A 14,368-nucleotide genomic window follows, 5' to 3' on the forward strand; every position below is an offset into this window, starting at 1 on the left:
GAAGGGCGCATGTCGGAGGAAGGGCGCAGGGAAGACAAACAACAGGAAGATCAGCATACCGAATCCCATGCGGGCCCGACCTCCCTGCCGGAGTATGATGCACAGCAGTGGAAACGGATCAGGGAGAAGCTGCGAAACGCGGCGCCCGATCTTGGGATAGACAAGATCGGCTTCGCCTCGGCCGAGCCGTTCACACAGCTCAAGGACATCCTCGAGCAGCACCGGGAAAAGGGTTATGAGTCCGGCTTCGAGGAGAAAGAGATCGAGAAGCGGGTAGACCCGGCGCTCACCATGGAGCAGCCGCGGTCCATCATCTCGATTGCGGTAGCCTATCCATCCAAGCTGCCGAATCCGCCGCGCTCCGAGCCGGGGCGCTATCGCGGAATCCTCTCCCGCTCTGCCTGGGGGACGGATTACCATCATGTGCTGCGCGACCGCCTGCAGAAGCTGGAGAACTGGATTCGCGCCGAAGTGCCGGGGGCCCGTACCGTATCGATGGTCGATACAGGGGTATTGGTCGACCGGGCGGTCGCAGAGCGTGCCGGGATCGGCTGGATCGGGAAGAACTGCTCCGTCATTACGCCGGAGTGGGGCTCCTGGGTGTATCTCGGCGAGGTGGTGACGAATGTGCCTTTCCCGCCGGATGTGCCGGTGAACCAGGACTGCGGGGACTGTACGCTGTGCATCGATGCCTGTCCGACCGGTGCGCTGGTGGGTCCGGGTCAGCTCAATGCCCAGCTGTGCGTATCGTATCTGACCCAGACCAAGGGCATAATCGAGGATGATGAGCTGAAGCGCAAGATCGGCAACCGCCTCTATGGGTGCGACACCTGCCAGATCGTATGCCCGAAGAATAAAGGCATCCATGCGGACCATCATCCCGAGCTGCAGCCGGACCCCGAGCAGGTGAAGCCCCTGCTCGTGCCGCTGCTGCAGATGACCAACCGGGAATTCAAGGAGAAGTTCGGCACAAGCTCCGCCTCCTGGCGCGGCCGCAAGCCGATTCAGCGCAACGCGATCCTGGCGCTGGGGAATTTCCGCGACCGGGAAGCCCTGCCGGAGCTGATCCGACTGCTCCGTACCGATGAGCGTCCTGAGATCCGGGCCACGGCCGCTTGGGCAGTCGGTCGAATTGGCGGAGAGGAGGCTCGGGCAGCTCTTGCCGAAGCGCTGGAGCGGGAATCTGACGAAGCCGCGAGGCGGGAGATGGTGAAGGCCCAGGTCAAGGTGGAGGCAGAGTCACAGGAACGGGGACACCATAAAGGGGAGACAGGCGCATGAAGGCAATCCGGTATCATGAAATCGAATCTCCCATTGGGATACTAACGCTCGGTGCCAGCTCTGAGGGGCTCTGTCAGATTGAATTCGGCTCCTTCGCCGAGAATGAAAGCCGTCTGCGCGATTGGTCCGGACGTCAGTTCGGAACAGACGCCTGGGAGCGCGACCCGGCTGAGCTGGCTGTCGCGGCGGATCAGCTGCGGCGGTATTTTGCCGGAGACCTGCAGGTCTTCGAACTGCCGCTCGATCTGCGGGGAACCCCCTTCCAGGTTCGCGTATGGCAGGAGCTGACCGCGATCCCTTACGGGGCGGCGTGTTCCTATAAGCAGATAGCAGAGGCGATTGGATCGCCCAAGGCTGTGCGGGCCGTAGGTGGAGCGAACAACCGCAATCCCGTGCCGATTATCGTGCCCTGCCACCGCGTGATTGGGGCTGCGGGAGCCATGGTCGGCTACGGCGGCGGCTTATCGATCAAGACCTTTCTGCTCGGGCTTGAAGGCTTTGAAGGTGGCGCTCCTGCGGCAGGAGGCGAATTAGTATGAGATATGTACATATCGAGAATGTGGAATCCGGCCAATACCTCGGGCGCACCATTTTTACGGCCAACGGGTCTGTTCTTCTGTCCGAAGGCGTGCAGCTGACCGTGTTCATGATCAATCAGCTCAAGCGCATCGGAGTGACCATGATCTATATCAAGGACCAGGAGTTCGAGGATCTGGAGATTCCGGAGCTGGTATCGGAGGAGACGAAGCGGGCGGTGATGAAGCGGATGACCGACACCTTCAACTCGATCCGGTCCGGCAAGGATTTCAATACGAAGAGCCTGAACTTAAGCATCGACTCGCTGCTTGAAGAAGTGATGCAGAACAAAGAAGTGATGGTCCAGCTGACCGATATCCGGACCGAGGACAACGCGATGTATGTGCATGCGCTGAACGTCTGCATGATGTCGGTGCTCATAGGCATCAACATGGGCCTGCCGGCTTCCCAGCTCCGTGAGCTCGCCATTGGGGCGCTGCTTCACGATGTGGGCAAGCTGGAGCTTATTACGGATGACGAGCACAGCGATAAGCGGCGGCATCATACTTGGCGCGGCTTTGAGGTGTTGAAGAACAAGCGGGAGCTCAGTCTGCTCATCGCCCATGTCGCATTTCAGCACCATGAGACCATGGATGGTGAGGGCCTGCCGCGGCAGATCCCCGGCGAAGAGATTCATCTCTATGCGCGCATCGTGGCGGTTGCGAATACGTACGACAATCTGCTGTTCGAGCGGGATGGCAAGCGGATGCTGCCACACGAGGCCTGCGAGCGGATGATGGTGCTGGCCGGGGCGAAGCTCGACCGCGAGATCGTGATCCAGTTCCTCCGCACGGTTTCGGTTTATCCGACGGGGGCTTCCGTTAAGCTGACGACACGGGAGACCGGGGTCGTGGTAGGCCAGCACCGGGGGCTTCCGGGACGGCCTATCGTCCGGGTTGTGAAGGGGAGCGGAGACGATCTGGAGGTCAAGGAAGTGGATCTTGCCAAGATGACAACCGTATTTATCGAGTCGGTCCTGATGTAGGGAGGCATTTGTCACTCCTTGTCAGGCGTGCTATGATAAAGAAATCTAAATTAACGGTAGAGGTGAACGAAACAATCATGTGGGGATATATCGTAACCGCGGTAGTCGCTCTGCTGGTCGGAGGGGCAGCCGGATTTTACATCGGAGTGATGTACCTGCGCAAGCAGATGGAGAAGATGCAGAGCAATCCCGAGATGCTCCAGCAGATGGCCAAGCAGATGGGGTACAACCTGAACAAGCAGCAGATGGCCAAGATGCAGCAAATGATGAAGAAACAGAAGTTTCGTCCTTAACCGGGCCAAAGTCCGCGGCTAGCGGTTTTGCGTTCCTCCGATACGGAGGGCGAAAGAGGAGGGAAGGGCCATGCCGGCCAAAGAATACAAAAATAACCGCGTCATTGAGAACCGCGAACAGATCGAGCATCACGTCCGCGAGATTCTTCGGTTGATCGGTGAAGATGTGGACCGTGAGGGTCTGCAGGACACTCCGGCACGCGTAACGCGCATGTACGAAGAGATTTTTGCAGGCTATGAAGCCGATGTCAAGGACATCCTCGGCGTGGCGTTCGACGAGAAGCACGAAGAGCTGGTCATCGTCAAAGATATCGTCTACTACAGCCAATGTGAGCACCATATGGCGCCTTTCTTCGGGCGGATTCACATCGGATATATCCCGAGCGGGAAGATCGCTGGATTGAGCAAATTCGCCCGTCTGGTTGAGGCCGTAACCCGCCGTCTCCAGGTGCAGGAGCGGATCACTTCGGAGCTTGCCGACATCATCGAGAGCGAGCTGGAGCCCCACGGCTGCATGGTTGTGGTGGAAGGCGAGCATCTGTGCATGTGCGCCCGCGGCGTCAAGAAGCCGGGCAGTAAGACGATTTCCTCAGCCGTGCGCGGCGTATTCCGTACGGATGCGTCCTCCCGTGCCGAGTTCCTGTCCTTGATCAAGGACTAGCCTGTTTCCGGGCCAATGGATGGAATAGAAGAGCGCAGGACCCTCTCCCCTTGGGAAAGCGGTTCTGCGCTCTTTGTTTGATTCAGTAAGCGTAGGAGCCGATCCTTACGGATACACCTGCCCGCCGGCCGGATCCGTAAGGAGTCGGCTTACTTGGGCGCGGCTCATGGTGAACATTATTTCGGGGAAATGCGGCAGGAATCAGCGGCATCAACGGCTCTGTCCGTGGCTTACGACTTCAGGCGATCCGGTCGAGAGTGTCTGCAGGAAGCCGGTCGTCATTTGCAGATAGGTTTTCTTATGGGCGCGGTAGATGAGCTCATGGCCGTCTTTCTCCAGCAGCCAGAGCTGCGATCCGGACTGGTCTTTCTGGAGCTCGTAGATGCTCTCCACCATGTTCCAAGGAGCCTTGAGGTCTTCCTTGCCGTGAATGAAGAAGATCGGAATATCGTACTTCGTCTCTTTGACCGTCTGATAAGGCACCTGATTCAGACTGACGCCATTGAGCAGCGGGAAGAACATATGGACGAGACCCTGGGAGAACTTCGGTAGATTCGCGACCTGCTTCATATTATGGTACAAGGTTTCAGGTTCCAGGACAAAGGTGCTGTCAAGGATCATCCCGTCAATATCCTTCGTCTGGAGAGCGGCCTGCAGGGCGGTGCCGGCTCCCATGGAGAAGCCCCAGACATAGACCCGGTCCGCGCCGCGGTCCTTGGCATACTTCACGGCTCCCAGCAGCTCCTGCGACTCGCGGAGACCGCCGGTGACGTTCCAATCCGGCTGAACGTAGCCGTAATCGAACATGACCACATTGAAGCCCATGTTGTGAGCGGCCTTGGCCAGATCGTAGATCGGCACCCAGATCTCCTCTCGGTTGCCGCCGTACCCGTGGGAGAAGACCACGGTCTTGCGTGCGTTAGCCGAGACCTGCTCGGACGGGATGTACCAGCCGGAGAGGGTCGAAGATCCGTTCAAGCTGGGGAATGTGATGTCTTCAAACGCGGTCCCGATGGAAAGTGCCGGATTGGAACGCAGCGGATCGATATGCGGCCGTGCGAGCGTCCAGGCGATATAGGCATGAAACGCCATCAGAAGGCTGAATAAGAGCAGGAGGACGGACAGCAGGCCGATCAGCAGGCCTTTGTGCCGGCGGACGAAGGTTCGCCTGACAGCGGTTTCAACGGTGGTGGGGTTTATAGGTACAGGTGAGTAGGATGAATTGGTTTCCATAAGCGGTTCCCTCCCAAGGAAGTAAGCTGAGATGACTGGTTGCGGCAGACGACGCAGGCGGGGCCCTGATCCACTTCGATCCTGGCAGCTTTCGGTCCGGCGTACCGGAAGGGAGAGGCTGTTGCTATCGCTAAGGAAATACTCCATAGGGAGAATGTGAGGCTCCAGACCCGATCCGGGTCGATACCATCGGATAGGCCGGCATAAGCCGGCTGCTCATGGGAAGGCGGCAAGCAGGTTCTTCCACTTGTAAAGTATCGGCGGAGTTGGTTATTTTCTTTACATAAAAGCTGAATAATCAGATAATTTACTTCTATTTCTATAGTAAAGGGACGAGGGCGTCTCCGTCAATGTTCGTCGAAAATTGTAAGCCATCTGTAATCTTGCCGTAACAAACGGAGGTTTAATACCACCTTGATGGCGGGTATAGGGGGAGGCGGGAGGAAACGATATAGGAATATCGGTCAAAATGGGCTATAATAGATTTCAACTAGTGAAACGTTATTTCGGGGAGTGAAAGGAATGGAAGATGGCAAATTAACGGTGCGTGCCGTAGAACGGGCTCTGGATATTCTGCTCTGCTTCACGGAAGCGGAGGATCTGAGCCTGACGGAGATTTCAGCCCGGGTGGGCCTTCACAAGAGCACTGTCCACCGGCTGCTTGCCTCGCTTGAAGGCAAGGGCTTCATCATCCGTCATCCGGCAACAGAGCGCTATCGGCTCGGCTTCCGGATCTGGGAGCTGTCCGCAAATCTGACCCACAGCGACGATCCGGCCGTCATCCTGCTGCCTGAGCTTGAACGGCTGCGCGACCAGCTTGGCGAGACGGTCTCGCTCTATGTACGGGACGGCCTGGAACGCGTGCGCGTGCAGGCTGTGCAGAGCAATCAGGCCATCCGCCGCGTCGCCCCGATCGGTGCCCGGCTGCCACTCTATGTCGGCGCCTCCAGCAAAGTGCTGGTGGCCTTCGCCGAATCCTCCGAGCAGCAGGCGCTGCTGGCGGACCCGGCCTGGCCGCCGTCGGCAGACCCCGCCGCCTATGAGCAGCAGTTGGCGGAGGTGCGGTCGCTGGGCTACGCCACCAGCGTCGAAGAGCGTGAGCCCGGCGCCGCCGCTGTCTCCGTCCCCATCTTCGACCGGGCGGGGAAGCTGGCCGCCGCGCTCGCCGTGTCCGGTCCCTCCAACCGCTTGACGGTGGAGCTGATGAAGGAGCATGCGCCTCTGCTCATGGATGCGGCCCGGCGGATGGGCAAGATGCTGCGCTGAGCGGCAGCCTCTTGCCCGCCGTTGCAGGCTGCATGCGCAGCTGTCTGTCCCGCCGTTGCCGGCTGCACTGCGCCGCCGGCTAACCCGCCGTTGCAGCTGCATGCGCTGCCGTCTGCGTCGCCGTCTGCGCCGCCGTTACGGCTGCATGCGCTGCCGTCTGCCCCGCCGTTGCGGGCAGCACTGCGCTGCCGGCTTCAGCCGCAAATCGCTATTGCCCACTTATAGCTCATGCCCTATCGGCCCCACGCCCGCTTTCACAACCGCCTCCATTTCCTTCCATGTGAATTCGTCCCCTGTTCGAATGTGCTATAGATACATCACAAAAAGCCTTGAGCCCTCTCCGTAAGGAGAGAAGCCCAAGGCTTTTGATTAAGGCCCGCTTGGTGGAGCTGGCCTGCGAGCCGATCGTCTTACGCCATGATCTGGCGAAGAACGGTCTGCAAGATACCGCCGTTGCGGTAGTAATCCACATCCACGTAGCTGTCGAGACGAGCAATGACTTCGAAGGAGAAGCTCGTGCCGTCTTCGCGGGTTACGTTAACGGTAACCTTTTGGCCCGGCTGTACATCGTTGCTCAGACCTACGATATCGAACGTTTCGGTACCGGTCAAGCCGAGCGTGCTCCAGCCTTGGCCTTCTTGGAACTGCAGCGGCAGAACGCCCATGCCGACGAGGTTGGAACGGTGAATCCGCTCGAAGCTCTCTGCGATAACGGCTTTGACGCCGAGGAGGAACGTACCTTTGGCCGCCCAGTCACGGGAGGAGCCGGTGCCGTACTCTTTGCCTGCGATAACGACCAGATTCGTGCCCTGCTCTTGATACTTCATGGAAGCATCGTATACGGACATGACTTCGCCGGTTGGCAGGTAAGTCGTTACGCCGCCTTCGGTGCCCGGAGCCACTTGGTTACGAATCCGGATGTTCGCGAAAGTACCGCGCATCATCACGTCGTGGTTACCGCGGCGGGAACCGTAGGAGTTGAAGTCTTCTTTCTTCACGCCGTGCTCAAGGAGGAATTTACCCGCTGGGGAATCCACCTTGATGTTACCTGCAGGCGAGATGTGGTCCGTCGTTACGGAATCGCCGAGCAGGAGCAGCGTTTTGGCGCCGCGGATATCGGCAATGTCGTTGAGCTCCGCACCGAGGTTCGTGAAGAACGGCGGGTTGGCGATGTACGTGGAGTTATCGTCCCACTCGTACAGCTCGCCTTCCGGTACGTTGATTGCGTTGAAGCGCTCGTTGGAACGGAAGACGTTCGCGTACTTCTCGCGGTACAGGTCGGCGCTCATGCCCTGCGTGAACGCTTCTGCGATTTCTTGTGCCGTAGGCCAGATGTCCTTCAGGTAGACAGGCTCGTTCTTCTGGTCGTAGCCGATAGGATCGTTCGCAAGGTCGATGTTCACGGTGCCTGCCAGCGCGTAAGCGACGACGAGCGGTGGCGAAGCCAGGTAGTTGGCTTTTACTTGAGCGTGTACGCGGCCTTCGAAATTCCGGTTACCGGACAGTACGGCAGCGACCGTCATGTCATTGTCGGCAATGGCGCGGGATACTTCGTCAGGCAGCGGACCCGAGTTACCGATGCACGTTGCGCAGCCATAGCCGGCGACGTGGAAGCCCAGGGCTTCGAGGGACTCGAGCAGGCCGGCTTTGCGCAGGTACTCCGTTACGACCAGGGAGCCTGGTGTCAGGGAGCTCTTCACGTAGCCTGGCTTACGCAGACCGCGGGCAACGGCTTTCTTTGCCACAAGACCTGCACCGAGCATTACGCTTGGGTTCGAAGTATTGGTACAGGATGTGATCGCTGCAATAACAACCGCGCCTGTGCCCATTTTGCTTACTTCGCCGTTCGCATGCGGAACTTCCACCACTTCGGCGATTTTCTCGTCGGAGAGGCCGTAGCCGCCTTTGTCGATCGGTGTGCGGAGAATGCTGTTGAACGATTCCTGCATGCTCGTCAGCTCTACGCGGTCTTGAGGACGCTTCGGACCGGCCAAGCTTGGTACGACCGAACCGAGGTCAAGCTCCAGCACGTCGCTGAATACCGGATCCGGCGTATCGTTCGTACGGAACAAGCCCTGCGCTTTATAGTAAGCTTCCACGAGAGCGATCTGCTCTTCGCTGCGGCCCGTGTTGCGGAGGAAGTACAGGGACTCCTGGTCAACCGGGAAGAAGCCGATCGTTGCACCGTATTCCGGAGCCATGTTGGCAACGGTAGCGCGGTCTGCCAGGGAGATGTTGCTGAGGCCCGGGCCGTAGAACTCGACGAACTTGCCGACGACGCCTTTTTTGCGGAGCATTTGGGTAACCGTCAGAGCCAGGTCAGTCGCCGTAGCGCCTTCGGACAGCGTGCCGGTCAGCTTGAAGCCGATAACTTCAGGAGTAACGAAGTACAGCGGCTGGCCGAGCATACCGGCTTCCGCCTCGATCCCGCCGACGCCCCAGCCTACGATACCGAGACCGTTGATCATCGTCGTGTGGGAGTCCGTACCTACGAGGGAATCCGGGAATACGAAATCTTCGCCGTTGATTGTGCGTGTAGCCGCTACGGATGCGAGGTACTCCAGGTTGACCTGGTGAACGATCCCTGTATCCGGCGGAACGGCACGGAAGTTATCGAATGCGGTTTGCGCCCAGCGCAGGAAGCGGTAGCGCTCTTCGTTGCGTTCGAATTCCACTTTCTCGTTGAATTCGAGAGCGTCTTTGGAGCCGAAGGCATCAACCATGACGGAGTGGTCGATAACGAGGTCGACCGGTACGAGTGGATTAATCCGCTTCGGATCTCCGCCGGCGCGCTTCATCGTGTCTCTCATAGCGGCCAGGTCAACTACGACCGGTACCCCTGTGAAGTCTTGAAGCACGATACGTGCAGGGATGAACGGAATTTCTTTATTCGGATCGCGGTCGGAAGCCCAGTTCGCGATTTGCTTGACGTGCTCTTCCGTGATTGCTTTGCCGTCGAATTGGCGGAGAGCCGCCTCGAGAAGGACTTTAATGGAGAAAGGCAGGTTGGATACGTCGCTGCCCTGTTCCTGGAACGCCTGCAGGCTGTAGTAGTTGTATGTCTTGCCGCCTACTTCCAGCTGCTTGCGGACCGAGAATTGGTCTTGGTTAGACATGGTAGCAGTTTCCTCCTTCATGATATGAATCAGCTGCTTTGTTCTCGTTTCACTGTGTGAAACACGATTTCAAAATTAGCTTTACTCTTAGTATACAATGGGAGTCCCTTTCCGTAAAGGTCGAATTCGTTCATTTTTGTGACTCTCCGCGCATACGATGGACTACACGCCGCCTGCTGTTTTCTGCAGCTGAGCTTGTCCGTTCGGGTGCTTACCTCACTTAACGAAAGGGGCTGCAAGCCGTTGAGTTGGAAAACGACTCTCTACGACTATGTACATCACCGAAACCGGATGGACATTGAGAATTCCGTAGAGCCGATGCTGCCGTTTGTAAGCGATGAGGCGTATTTGTCCGCCGAGCGGTCGAGACTAGCCCGCCGCTTCGACAGTGACCGCGAAAGAGGCCTGCTGCCCGTCAAAAATGAAACCCGCCTCTCCATCCGACAAACCGTTCCGTACAAAGAGGGAGTTGCCGCCGAGTGCGTACTGAAGCGGATTGCCGTAGGGCAGCTTGGGCACGACGCTTACGAGGAACAGCGGGTGGAGCAGGAACGGATCTACCTGGCACCTTCTCCCGGGGGCGAAGGCTGGACGATCCGCCGGATCGAGCCGCTTCATGGGGAGCAGAGACTCCGGTTGAAGGCAGCCCCCCCGGGTGCGCTGCTGGAAGCGGACGACGAATTCGAGAGTGTGGGCTTGATGCGCGCGCCTTCGGTACCCTTGCTCGGTCCTGGAGTTGCTCCGGTGGCCGGCGCTGTTTCCCGGCGTTCCTACAACCGTTTGGAAGCAGTGCGGTACGCAGACAAATGGTGGGATGGAAATAACCCGGCCTACATCGCATTTGAAGTCGACTGCACCAGCTACATCTCCCAATGCCTCTTTGCAGGGGGGGCGCCGATGAACTATACTGATAAAAGGGATGCGGGCTGGTGGTACAAAGGCAGGCTCGGCGGCCAGGAGCTTTGGAGCTTTTCCTGGGCCGTGGCGGAGAGTCTGCAGTTTCACCTTCGCACGAGCCGCAGCGGGCTTCGCGGCCAGGAGGTAGCCTCCGCGGGCGATCTCGAACCCGGCGATGTCATTGCCTATGATTGGGACGGAGACGGCAGATTTCAGCACAGCACGATCGTCACAGCCAAGGATTCGAACGGGATGCCGCTGGTTAACGCACACACGGTCAGCTCCCGGCGCCGATACTGGGATTACAAGGATTCCCACGCATGGACGACGCGGACACAGTACCGCTTCATACATATTTCGGATGCATTATAATGACGATAGGTGAGCCATTCCTTTACCGTAGGTAGGGTTCGCTTTTTCGGGCGGGCCCATGCACCGCTTTTCTTCTTTCTGACGTAATGGACGACAGACTTCATTAACCGGAGGGTACTTATGAGCAAAATTCGCGTAGGCCTGATATACGGAGGCAAATCCGGAGAACATGAAGTGTCTCTCCAGACTGCTCTTGCCGTAACGAAGGCATTTGACTTGAACAAATATGAGGTTCAGCCTTTTTACATAACCAAAGAGGGAGATTGGCGCACGGGTCCTCAGCTGACGGCACCGGCGGAATCCGTCGATGCGCTGACCTTTGAGTCCGCGTCCGCTTCGGGCGGCGCGGGCACCTTTGCTCTTCAGCCACTGTTTGGTTCGCCGGCTCCGGCCAAGACGCAGGGAACACAGTCCGCAACCGAGAGCGGCGGCACGGCTGCCGCGCAGCTTGATGTCGTTTTTCCCCTGCTTCACGGCACGTTCGGTGAAGATGGCACGGTCCAGGGGCTTCTCGAGATGGCGAATATCGCTTATGTAGGAACGGGCGTTCTCGCTTCAGCCGTGGGGATGGATAAAGTTATGATGAAAAAGGTCTTCGCTCAGGAAGGTCTTCCACAGTGCGTATTCCGCCATTTTACGAAGAATCAATGGGAGAAAGACAACGCGTTCTTTATTATGGAAATCGAAATTGCGATCGGCTATCCTTGCTTCGTCAAGCCGGCTAATCTGGGTTCAAGCGTCGGGATCAATAAGGCTCGCAACCGCGATGAGCTCTTGTCTGCGATCGCCGAAGCGTTCCGCTATGACCGCAAAGTGATTGTCGAAGAGTTTATCGATGCCCGTGAGGTGGAAGTGGCCGTGCTCGGCAATGACGAGCCGCAGGCTTCCGTTGTGGGGGAGATCGTTTCTTCCAGCGAATTCTATGACTATAAGGCGAAGTATATCGACGGCAAGTCCTCGATGATTATTCCGGCGGAGATCGACAGCGAGCTGTCTTCCCGAATCCGTGACCTGGCGGTTCGTGCGTTCCAATCCATTGATGGCTCGGGCTTGTCCCGCGTTGATTTCTTCCTTCGCAAAGATAACGGCGAAATCTACATTAATGAGATTAATACGATGCCGGGGTTTACGCCTTTCAGCATGTATCCGCTCCTTTGGAGAGAGTCCGGCAAGCCTTACAGCGAGCTTCTGGATGACCTGGTCCGTCTGGCGATTCAGCGTCACGAAGAGAAGCAGCGTCTTAGCTATTCGTTCGATTTAACGTAGTCCATCCGCAAGCCGGTGCTTTTCTGCATCGGCTTGCTTCGTTTGGCGGCATCCCTTATTCTAGGAATTAAGGGTATGTCTAATCGAGAGGAGCGTCGGTCATGGGATTCCAAACCGAATTCAATTCCGTCTGCAAATTCAAGTCGGAGCAGGAGCTGTACGAGCTGCTCGAATACGGCCGCGGCAAAATGGTCAAGAGCGGGTTCCGCGTGTTCCCGGCCGGCCAGAAGGTGATAGCCTATACCCTTTCCAATCAGGCGATTGCCATTGTGAAAATTTTGGCTTCCATCGCTGAGATCAACTTCCAAGGGGAGGAAGTGACCCAGGTCGAGATGGAGCTTGTGCGGCGTTTGACGGACGAAGAAGCAAGGATTCAGACGGCCCTGGCTCACGAGATGTTTTTCGGGGAGCAGGAATAATAGCGAAGCTTCATTTGCTTAATGGCTAGCGGCCTTAATCATCAGGCTCATGAAATACCTAAGAGCAGTTCACCTTGTAGAAGGGGGGGCTGCTCTTTTGTTTGCATCCGGCTGGCAAGCCGGGCTAGTCTGTCACGGAGGCGTATGAACATGAACCTTATTTTTATGCCGGAAGGACAGAACGGGCATCCTAAGTTCATAGGAAAAATGGACTGAAAGGGGGCATAAGCGTGATTGTCCGGTTGGGTTATGTGGCCATGTCCGTGATGGTGAAGAACGCTTCACCTTCGAAGACGATGACCTATACGAATTTTGAGAAGCTCGGGGACCGGGAGGCCGCCATTCGCAAGCTTGAACGCATCGCCGCGGAGAATATTCGTAACACACTGCGTCTGCTGAAGCATAACCGGGCTCATGATATTGAAATGTACCGGATTTCCTCCAAGCTCATTCCGCTTCTCGGGCATGAAGGGCTGGGGGATTGGGATCCCATCGAGCGGCTGTCGGGCGATTTTGCCGAGCTCGGCCAATACGCCAGGGAGAACCGGATGAGGCTGTCCTTTCATCCCGATCATTTTACCGTCTTCAGCACACCCCGGGAGGATGTTCTGCGCAGCTCACGGGCCGATCTGGAGCGGCATGTCCGAATGCTGGAGGCGATGGGATTGGATGCGTCGGCCAAATGCAATATCCACGTCGGCGGAACTTATGGGAACAAAGAGGCTGCCCGGGCCCGGTTCCTGGAACAATTCGGAGCATTATCCGAACGGATCCGCGAGAGAATGACCCTGGAGAACGACGATAAAACGTTCAATGCCCTCGAGACCCTGGAGATCTGCGAGGAGGCGGGGGTGCCGATGGTGCTCGATATCCATCATGATGCGGTGAATCCGAGCGAGCTTTCGGCTGCGGAGCTGTGGCCGAGGATTCTGCTTACTTGGAAGGGACAGAAGGAGCAGGGGGACGCAAGCGGCTCCGCGCGGGATCTTCCGCCCAAAATCCACGTCTCGAGCCCGAAGAGCGAGAGCGATCCCAGAGGACATGCTGAGTATATTGAGACAGGGGTATTCATGGATTTCATACGTTCTATCGCACCGTTGACACCCCGGCTTGACGTGATGCTCGAAGCCAAGATGAAAGACGGCTCCCTCCTGAAGCTGGCGGAGGATCTCGGAAAGGAGCAGAATGTCACCATGCTCTCCCAAGCGTCTTTTGAAATCTGAGCTAGAGAATGCGGAACCGGAGCTGGCCAAACTTCTCTTGAAACTTCTGGCAAAATACGTTACCTTGATGTAAGCGAAAGGTACGAGCCTATAAGCGACAGGGGGACGTAAGGATATGAGTTTGGTTGCCGGGAAGAACATCGTGGTCATGGGCGTGGCTAACGACCGCAGTATCGCATGGGCGATCGCCCAGTCTTTGGCGGCTCAGGGCGCAAGACTGGTCTTTACTTATGAGAACGAACGGGTGGAGGAACGCGTACGGAAGCTTGCCGGAACGATTGAGGGAGCGTCCATTCTCCCATGCAACGTAACGGATGATGCGGATCTCGACCGTCTGGCCGAGAATCTGAGGGAGCAATTCGGTGTTCTTCATGGTATTGTGCACAGTATCGCTTTTGCTCGAACGGAAGAGCTTGAAGGGATGTTCGTGAACACCTCGCGAGACGGCTTCGCTTTGGCTCATGACATCAGTGCTTACTCCCTTGTTGCCGTAGCCCAGAAGCTCTACCCTCTAATGACCGAGGGCGGCAGTATTATGACAATGACTTACCTTGGTGCGGAGCGTGCCTTGAAGAACTATAACGTGATGGGCGTGGCGAAGGCCGCCCTGGAAGCAAGCGTCCGCTACCTAGCGAATGACCTTGGCCAGTTCAATATCCGGGTTAACGCTATTTCGGCAGGGCCGATCCGGACGCTTGCAGCCAAGGGGATCAAAGACTTTAACTCCATTCTCAAGACGGTGGAGGAGAAAGCCCCGCTTCGCCGGACAACCGAAACGGC

The 14,368-nt window shown here is 57.4% G+C and carries 13 protein-coding genes (1 of these 13 only partly in view); 11 read left to right on the plus strand and 2 right to left on the minus strand.

From position 1 onward, the window contains the following. Positions 1-9: 9 nt before the first annotated feature. The 5 genes from queG to folE all read left to right on the plus strand — a co-directional run bounded on the left by queG (position 10) and on the right by folE (position 3,796). On the plus strand, positions 10-1,281 hold the full coding sequence (gene queG / locus ACP26L_RS02830; protein WP_426451012.1) for a tRNA epoxyqueuosine(34) reductase QueG: 1,272 nt from the start codon (positions 10-12) through the stop codon (positions 1,279-1,281). Continuing rightward, positions 1,278-1,820 (plus strand): methylated-DNA--[protein]-cysteine S-methyltransferase, encoded by a 543-nt coding sequence (locus ACP26L_RS02835; RefSeq protein ID WP_426451014.1) that lies wholly within the window; start codon positions 1,278-1,280, stop codon positions 1,818-1,820. Before queG ends, ACP26L_RS02835 begins: the two co-directional genes overlap by 4 nt. Next, positions 1,817-2,842, plus strand: coding sequence for an HD-GYP domain-containing protein (locus ACP26L_RS02840; RefSeq protein ID WP_426451015.1), 1,026 nt, complete (start codon positions 1,817-1,819; stop codon positions 2,840-2,842). Before ACP26L_RS02835 ends, ACP26L_RS02840 begins: the two co-directional genes overlap by 4 nt. A gap of 32 nt (positions 2,843-2,874) precedes the next feature. Further along, a complete protein-coding gene (locus tag ACP26L_RS02845) occupies positions 2,875-3,135 on the plus strand; it encodes a YneF family protein (RefSeq protein WP_426451016.1) in 261 nt (86 codons plus the stop codon). Between the two features lie 70 nt (positions 3,136-3,205). Beyond that, a complete protein-coding gene (gene folE, locus ACP26L_RS02850; protein ID WP_426451018.1) occupies positions 3,206-3,796 on the plus strand; it encodes a GTP cyclohydrolase I FolE in 591 nt (196 codons plus the stop codon). Between the two features lie 210 nt (positions 3,797-4,006). Here folE and ACP26L_RS02855 read toward each other — a convergent pair whose 3' ends face one another. Beyond that, a complete protein-coding gene (locus tag ACP26L_RS02855; protein ID WP_426451020.1) occupies positions 4,007-5,029 on the minus strand; it encodes an alpha/beta hydrolase in 1,023 nt (340 codons plus the stop codon). Between the two features lie 522 nt (positions 5,030-5,551). Here ACP26L_RS02855 and ACP26L_RS02860 point away from each other — a divergent pair. Next, the gene (locus tag ACP26L_RS02860; protein ID WP_426451022.1) at positions 5,552-6,295 is read left to right on the plus strand and encodes an IclR family transcriptional regulator; all 744 of its coding nucleotides are present in this window, start codon (positions 5,552-5,554) and stop codon (positions 6,293-6,295) included. A 410-nt stretch (positions 6,296-6,705) separates the two neighbouring features. Here the strand turns inward: ACP26L_RS02860 and acnA are convergent, their stop codons facing one another. Next, positions 6,706-9,411, minus strand: a complete 2,706-nt coding sequence (gene acnA, locus ACP26L_RS02865; RefSeq protein WP_426451023.1) for an aconitate hydratase AcnA — start codon at positions 9,409-9,411, stop codon at positions 6,706-6,708. A gap of 243 nt (positions 9,412-9,654) precedes the next feature. On the opposite strand from acnA, the gene ACP26L_RS02870 reads away from it, so the two are divergent. The 5 genes from ACP26L_RS02870 to fabI all read left to right on the plus strand — a co-directional run. Further along, positions 9,655-10,680 carry an amidase domain-containing protein gene (locus ACP26L_RS02870; protein WP_426451025.1) on the plus strand — a complete coding sequence of 342 codons (1,026 nt, stop codon included), beginning with the start codon at positions 9,655-9,657 and terminating at the stop codon, positions 10,678-10,680. A gap of 120 nt (positions 10,681-10,800) precedes the next feature. Next, the gene (locus ACP26L_RS02875; RefSeq protein WP_426451026.1) at positions 10,801-11,946 is read left to right on the plus strand and encodes a D-alanine--D-alanine ligase; all 1,146 of its coding nucleotides are present in this window, start codon (positions 10,801-10,803) and stop codon (positions 11,944-11,946) included. Between the two features lie 101 nt (positions 11,947-12,047). Next, entirely contained in the window at positions 12,048-12,365 is a 318-nt protein-coding gene (locus tag ACP26L_RS02880; protein ID WP_426451027.1) for a hypothetical protein, read from the plus strand. A 230-nt stretch (positions 12,366-12,595) separates the two neighbouring features. Then, positions 12,596-13,588 carry a UV DNA damage repair endonuclease UvsE gene (uvsE, locus tag ACP26L_RS02885; RefSeq protein WP_426451029.1) on the plus strand — a complete coding sequence of 331 codons (993 nt, stop codon included), beginning with the start codon at positions 12,596-12,598 and terminating at the stop codon, positions 13,586-13,588. Between the two features lie 115 nt (positions 13,589-13,703). Then, positions 13,704-14,368, plus strand: the 5' portion of a protein-coding gene (fabI, locus tag ACP26L_RS02890) for an enoyl-ACP reductase FabI (RefSeq protein ID WP_426451030.1). 103 nt of this gene lie beyond the right edge of the window; the window shows 665 of its 768 coding nt (coding positions 1-665); it begins with the start codon at positions 13,704-13,706; its stop codon lies beyond the right edge, outside the window.

It is taken from the genome of Paenibacillus sp. S-38, assembly GCF_049942825.1.
Classification (GTDB): domain Bacteria; phylum Bacillota; class Bacilli; order Paenibacillales; family NBRC-103111; genus Paenibacillus_G.

Bases quoted from the DNA above. Each gene is read 5' to 3' on its own strand.
- acnA (WP_426451023.1), bottom strand. From the start codon at position 9,411: ATGTCTAACCAAGACCAATTCTCGGTCCGCAAGCAGCTGGAAGTAGGC.
- ACP26L_RS02845 (WP_426451016.1), top strand. From the start codon at position 2,875: ATGATAAAGAAATCTAAATTAACGGTAGAGGTGAACGAAACAATCATG.
- ACP26L_RS02860 (WP_426451022.1), top strand. From the start codon at position 5,552: ATGGAAGATGGCAAATTAACGGTGCGTGCCGTAGAACGGGCTCTGGAT.
- ACP26L_RS02840 (WP_426451015.1), top strand. From the start codon at position 1,817: ATGAGATATGTACATATCGAGAATGTGGAATCCGGCCAATACCTCGGG.
- queG (WP_426451012.1), top strand. From the start codon at position 10: ATGTCGGAGGAAGGGCGCAGGGAAGACAAACAACAGGAAGATCAGCAT.
- ACP26L_RS02855 (WP_426451020.1), bottom strand. From the start codon at position 5,029: ATGGAAACCAATTCATCCTACTCACCTGTACCTATAAACCCCACCACC.
- ACP26L_RS02835 (WP_426451014.1), top strand. From the start codon at position 1,278: ATGAAGGCAATCCGGTATCATGAAATCGAATCTCCCATTGGGATACTA.
- folE (WP_426451018.1), top strand. From the start codon at position 3,206: ATGCCGGCCAAAGAATACAAAAATAACCGCGTCATTGAGAACCGCGAA.
- ACP26L_RS02880 (WP_426451027.1), top strand. From the start codon at position 12,048: ATGGGATTCCAAACCGAATTCAATTCCGTCTGCAAATTCAAGTCGGAG.
- ACP26L_RS02875 (WP_426451026.1), top strand. From the start codon at position 10,801: ATGAGCAAAATTCGCGTAGGCCTGATATACGGAGGCAAATCCGGAGAA.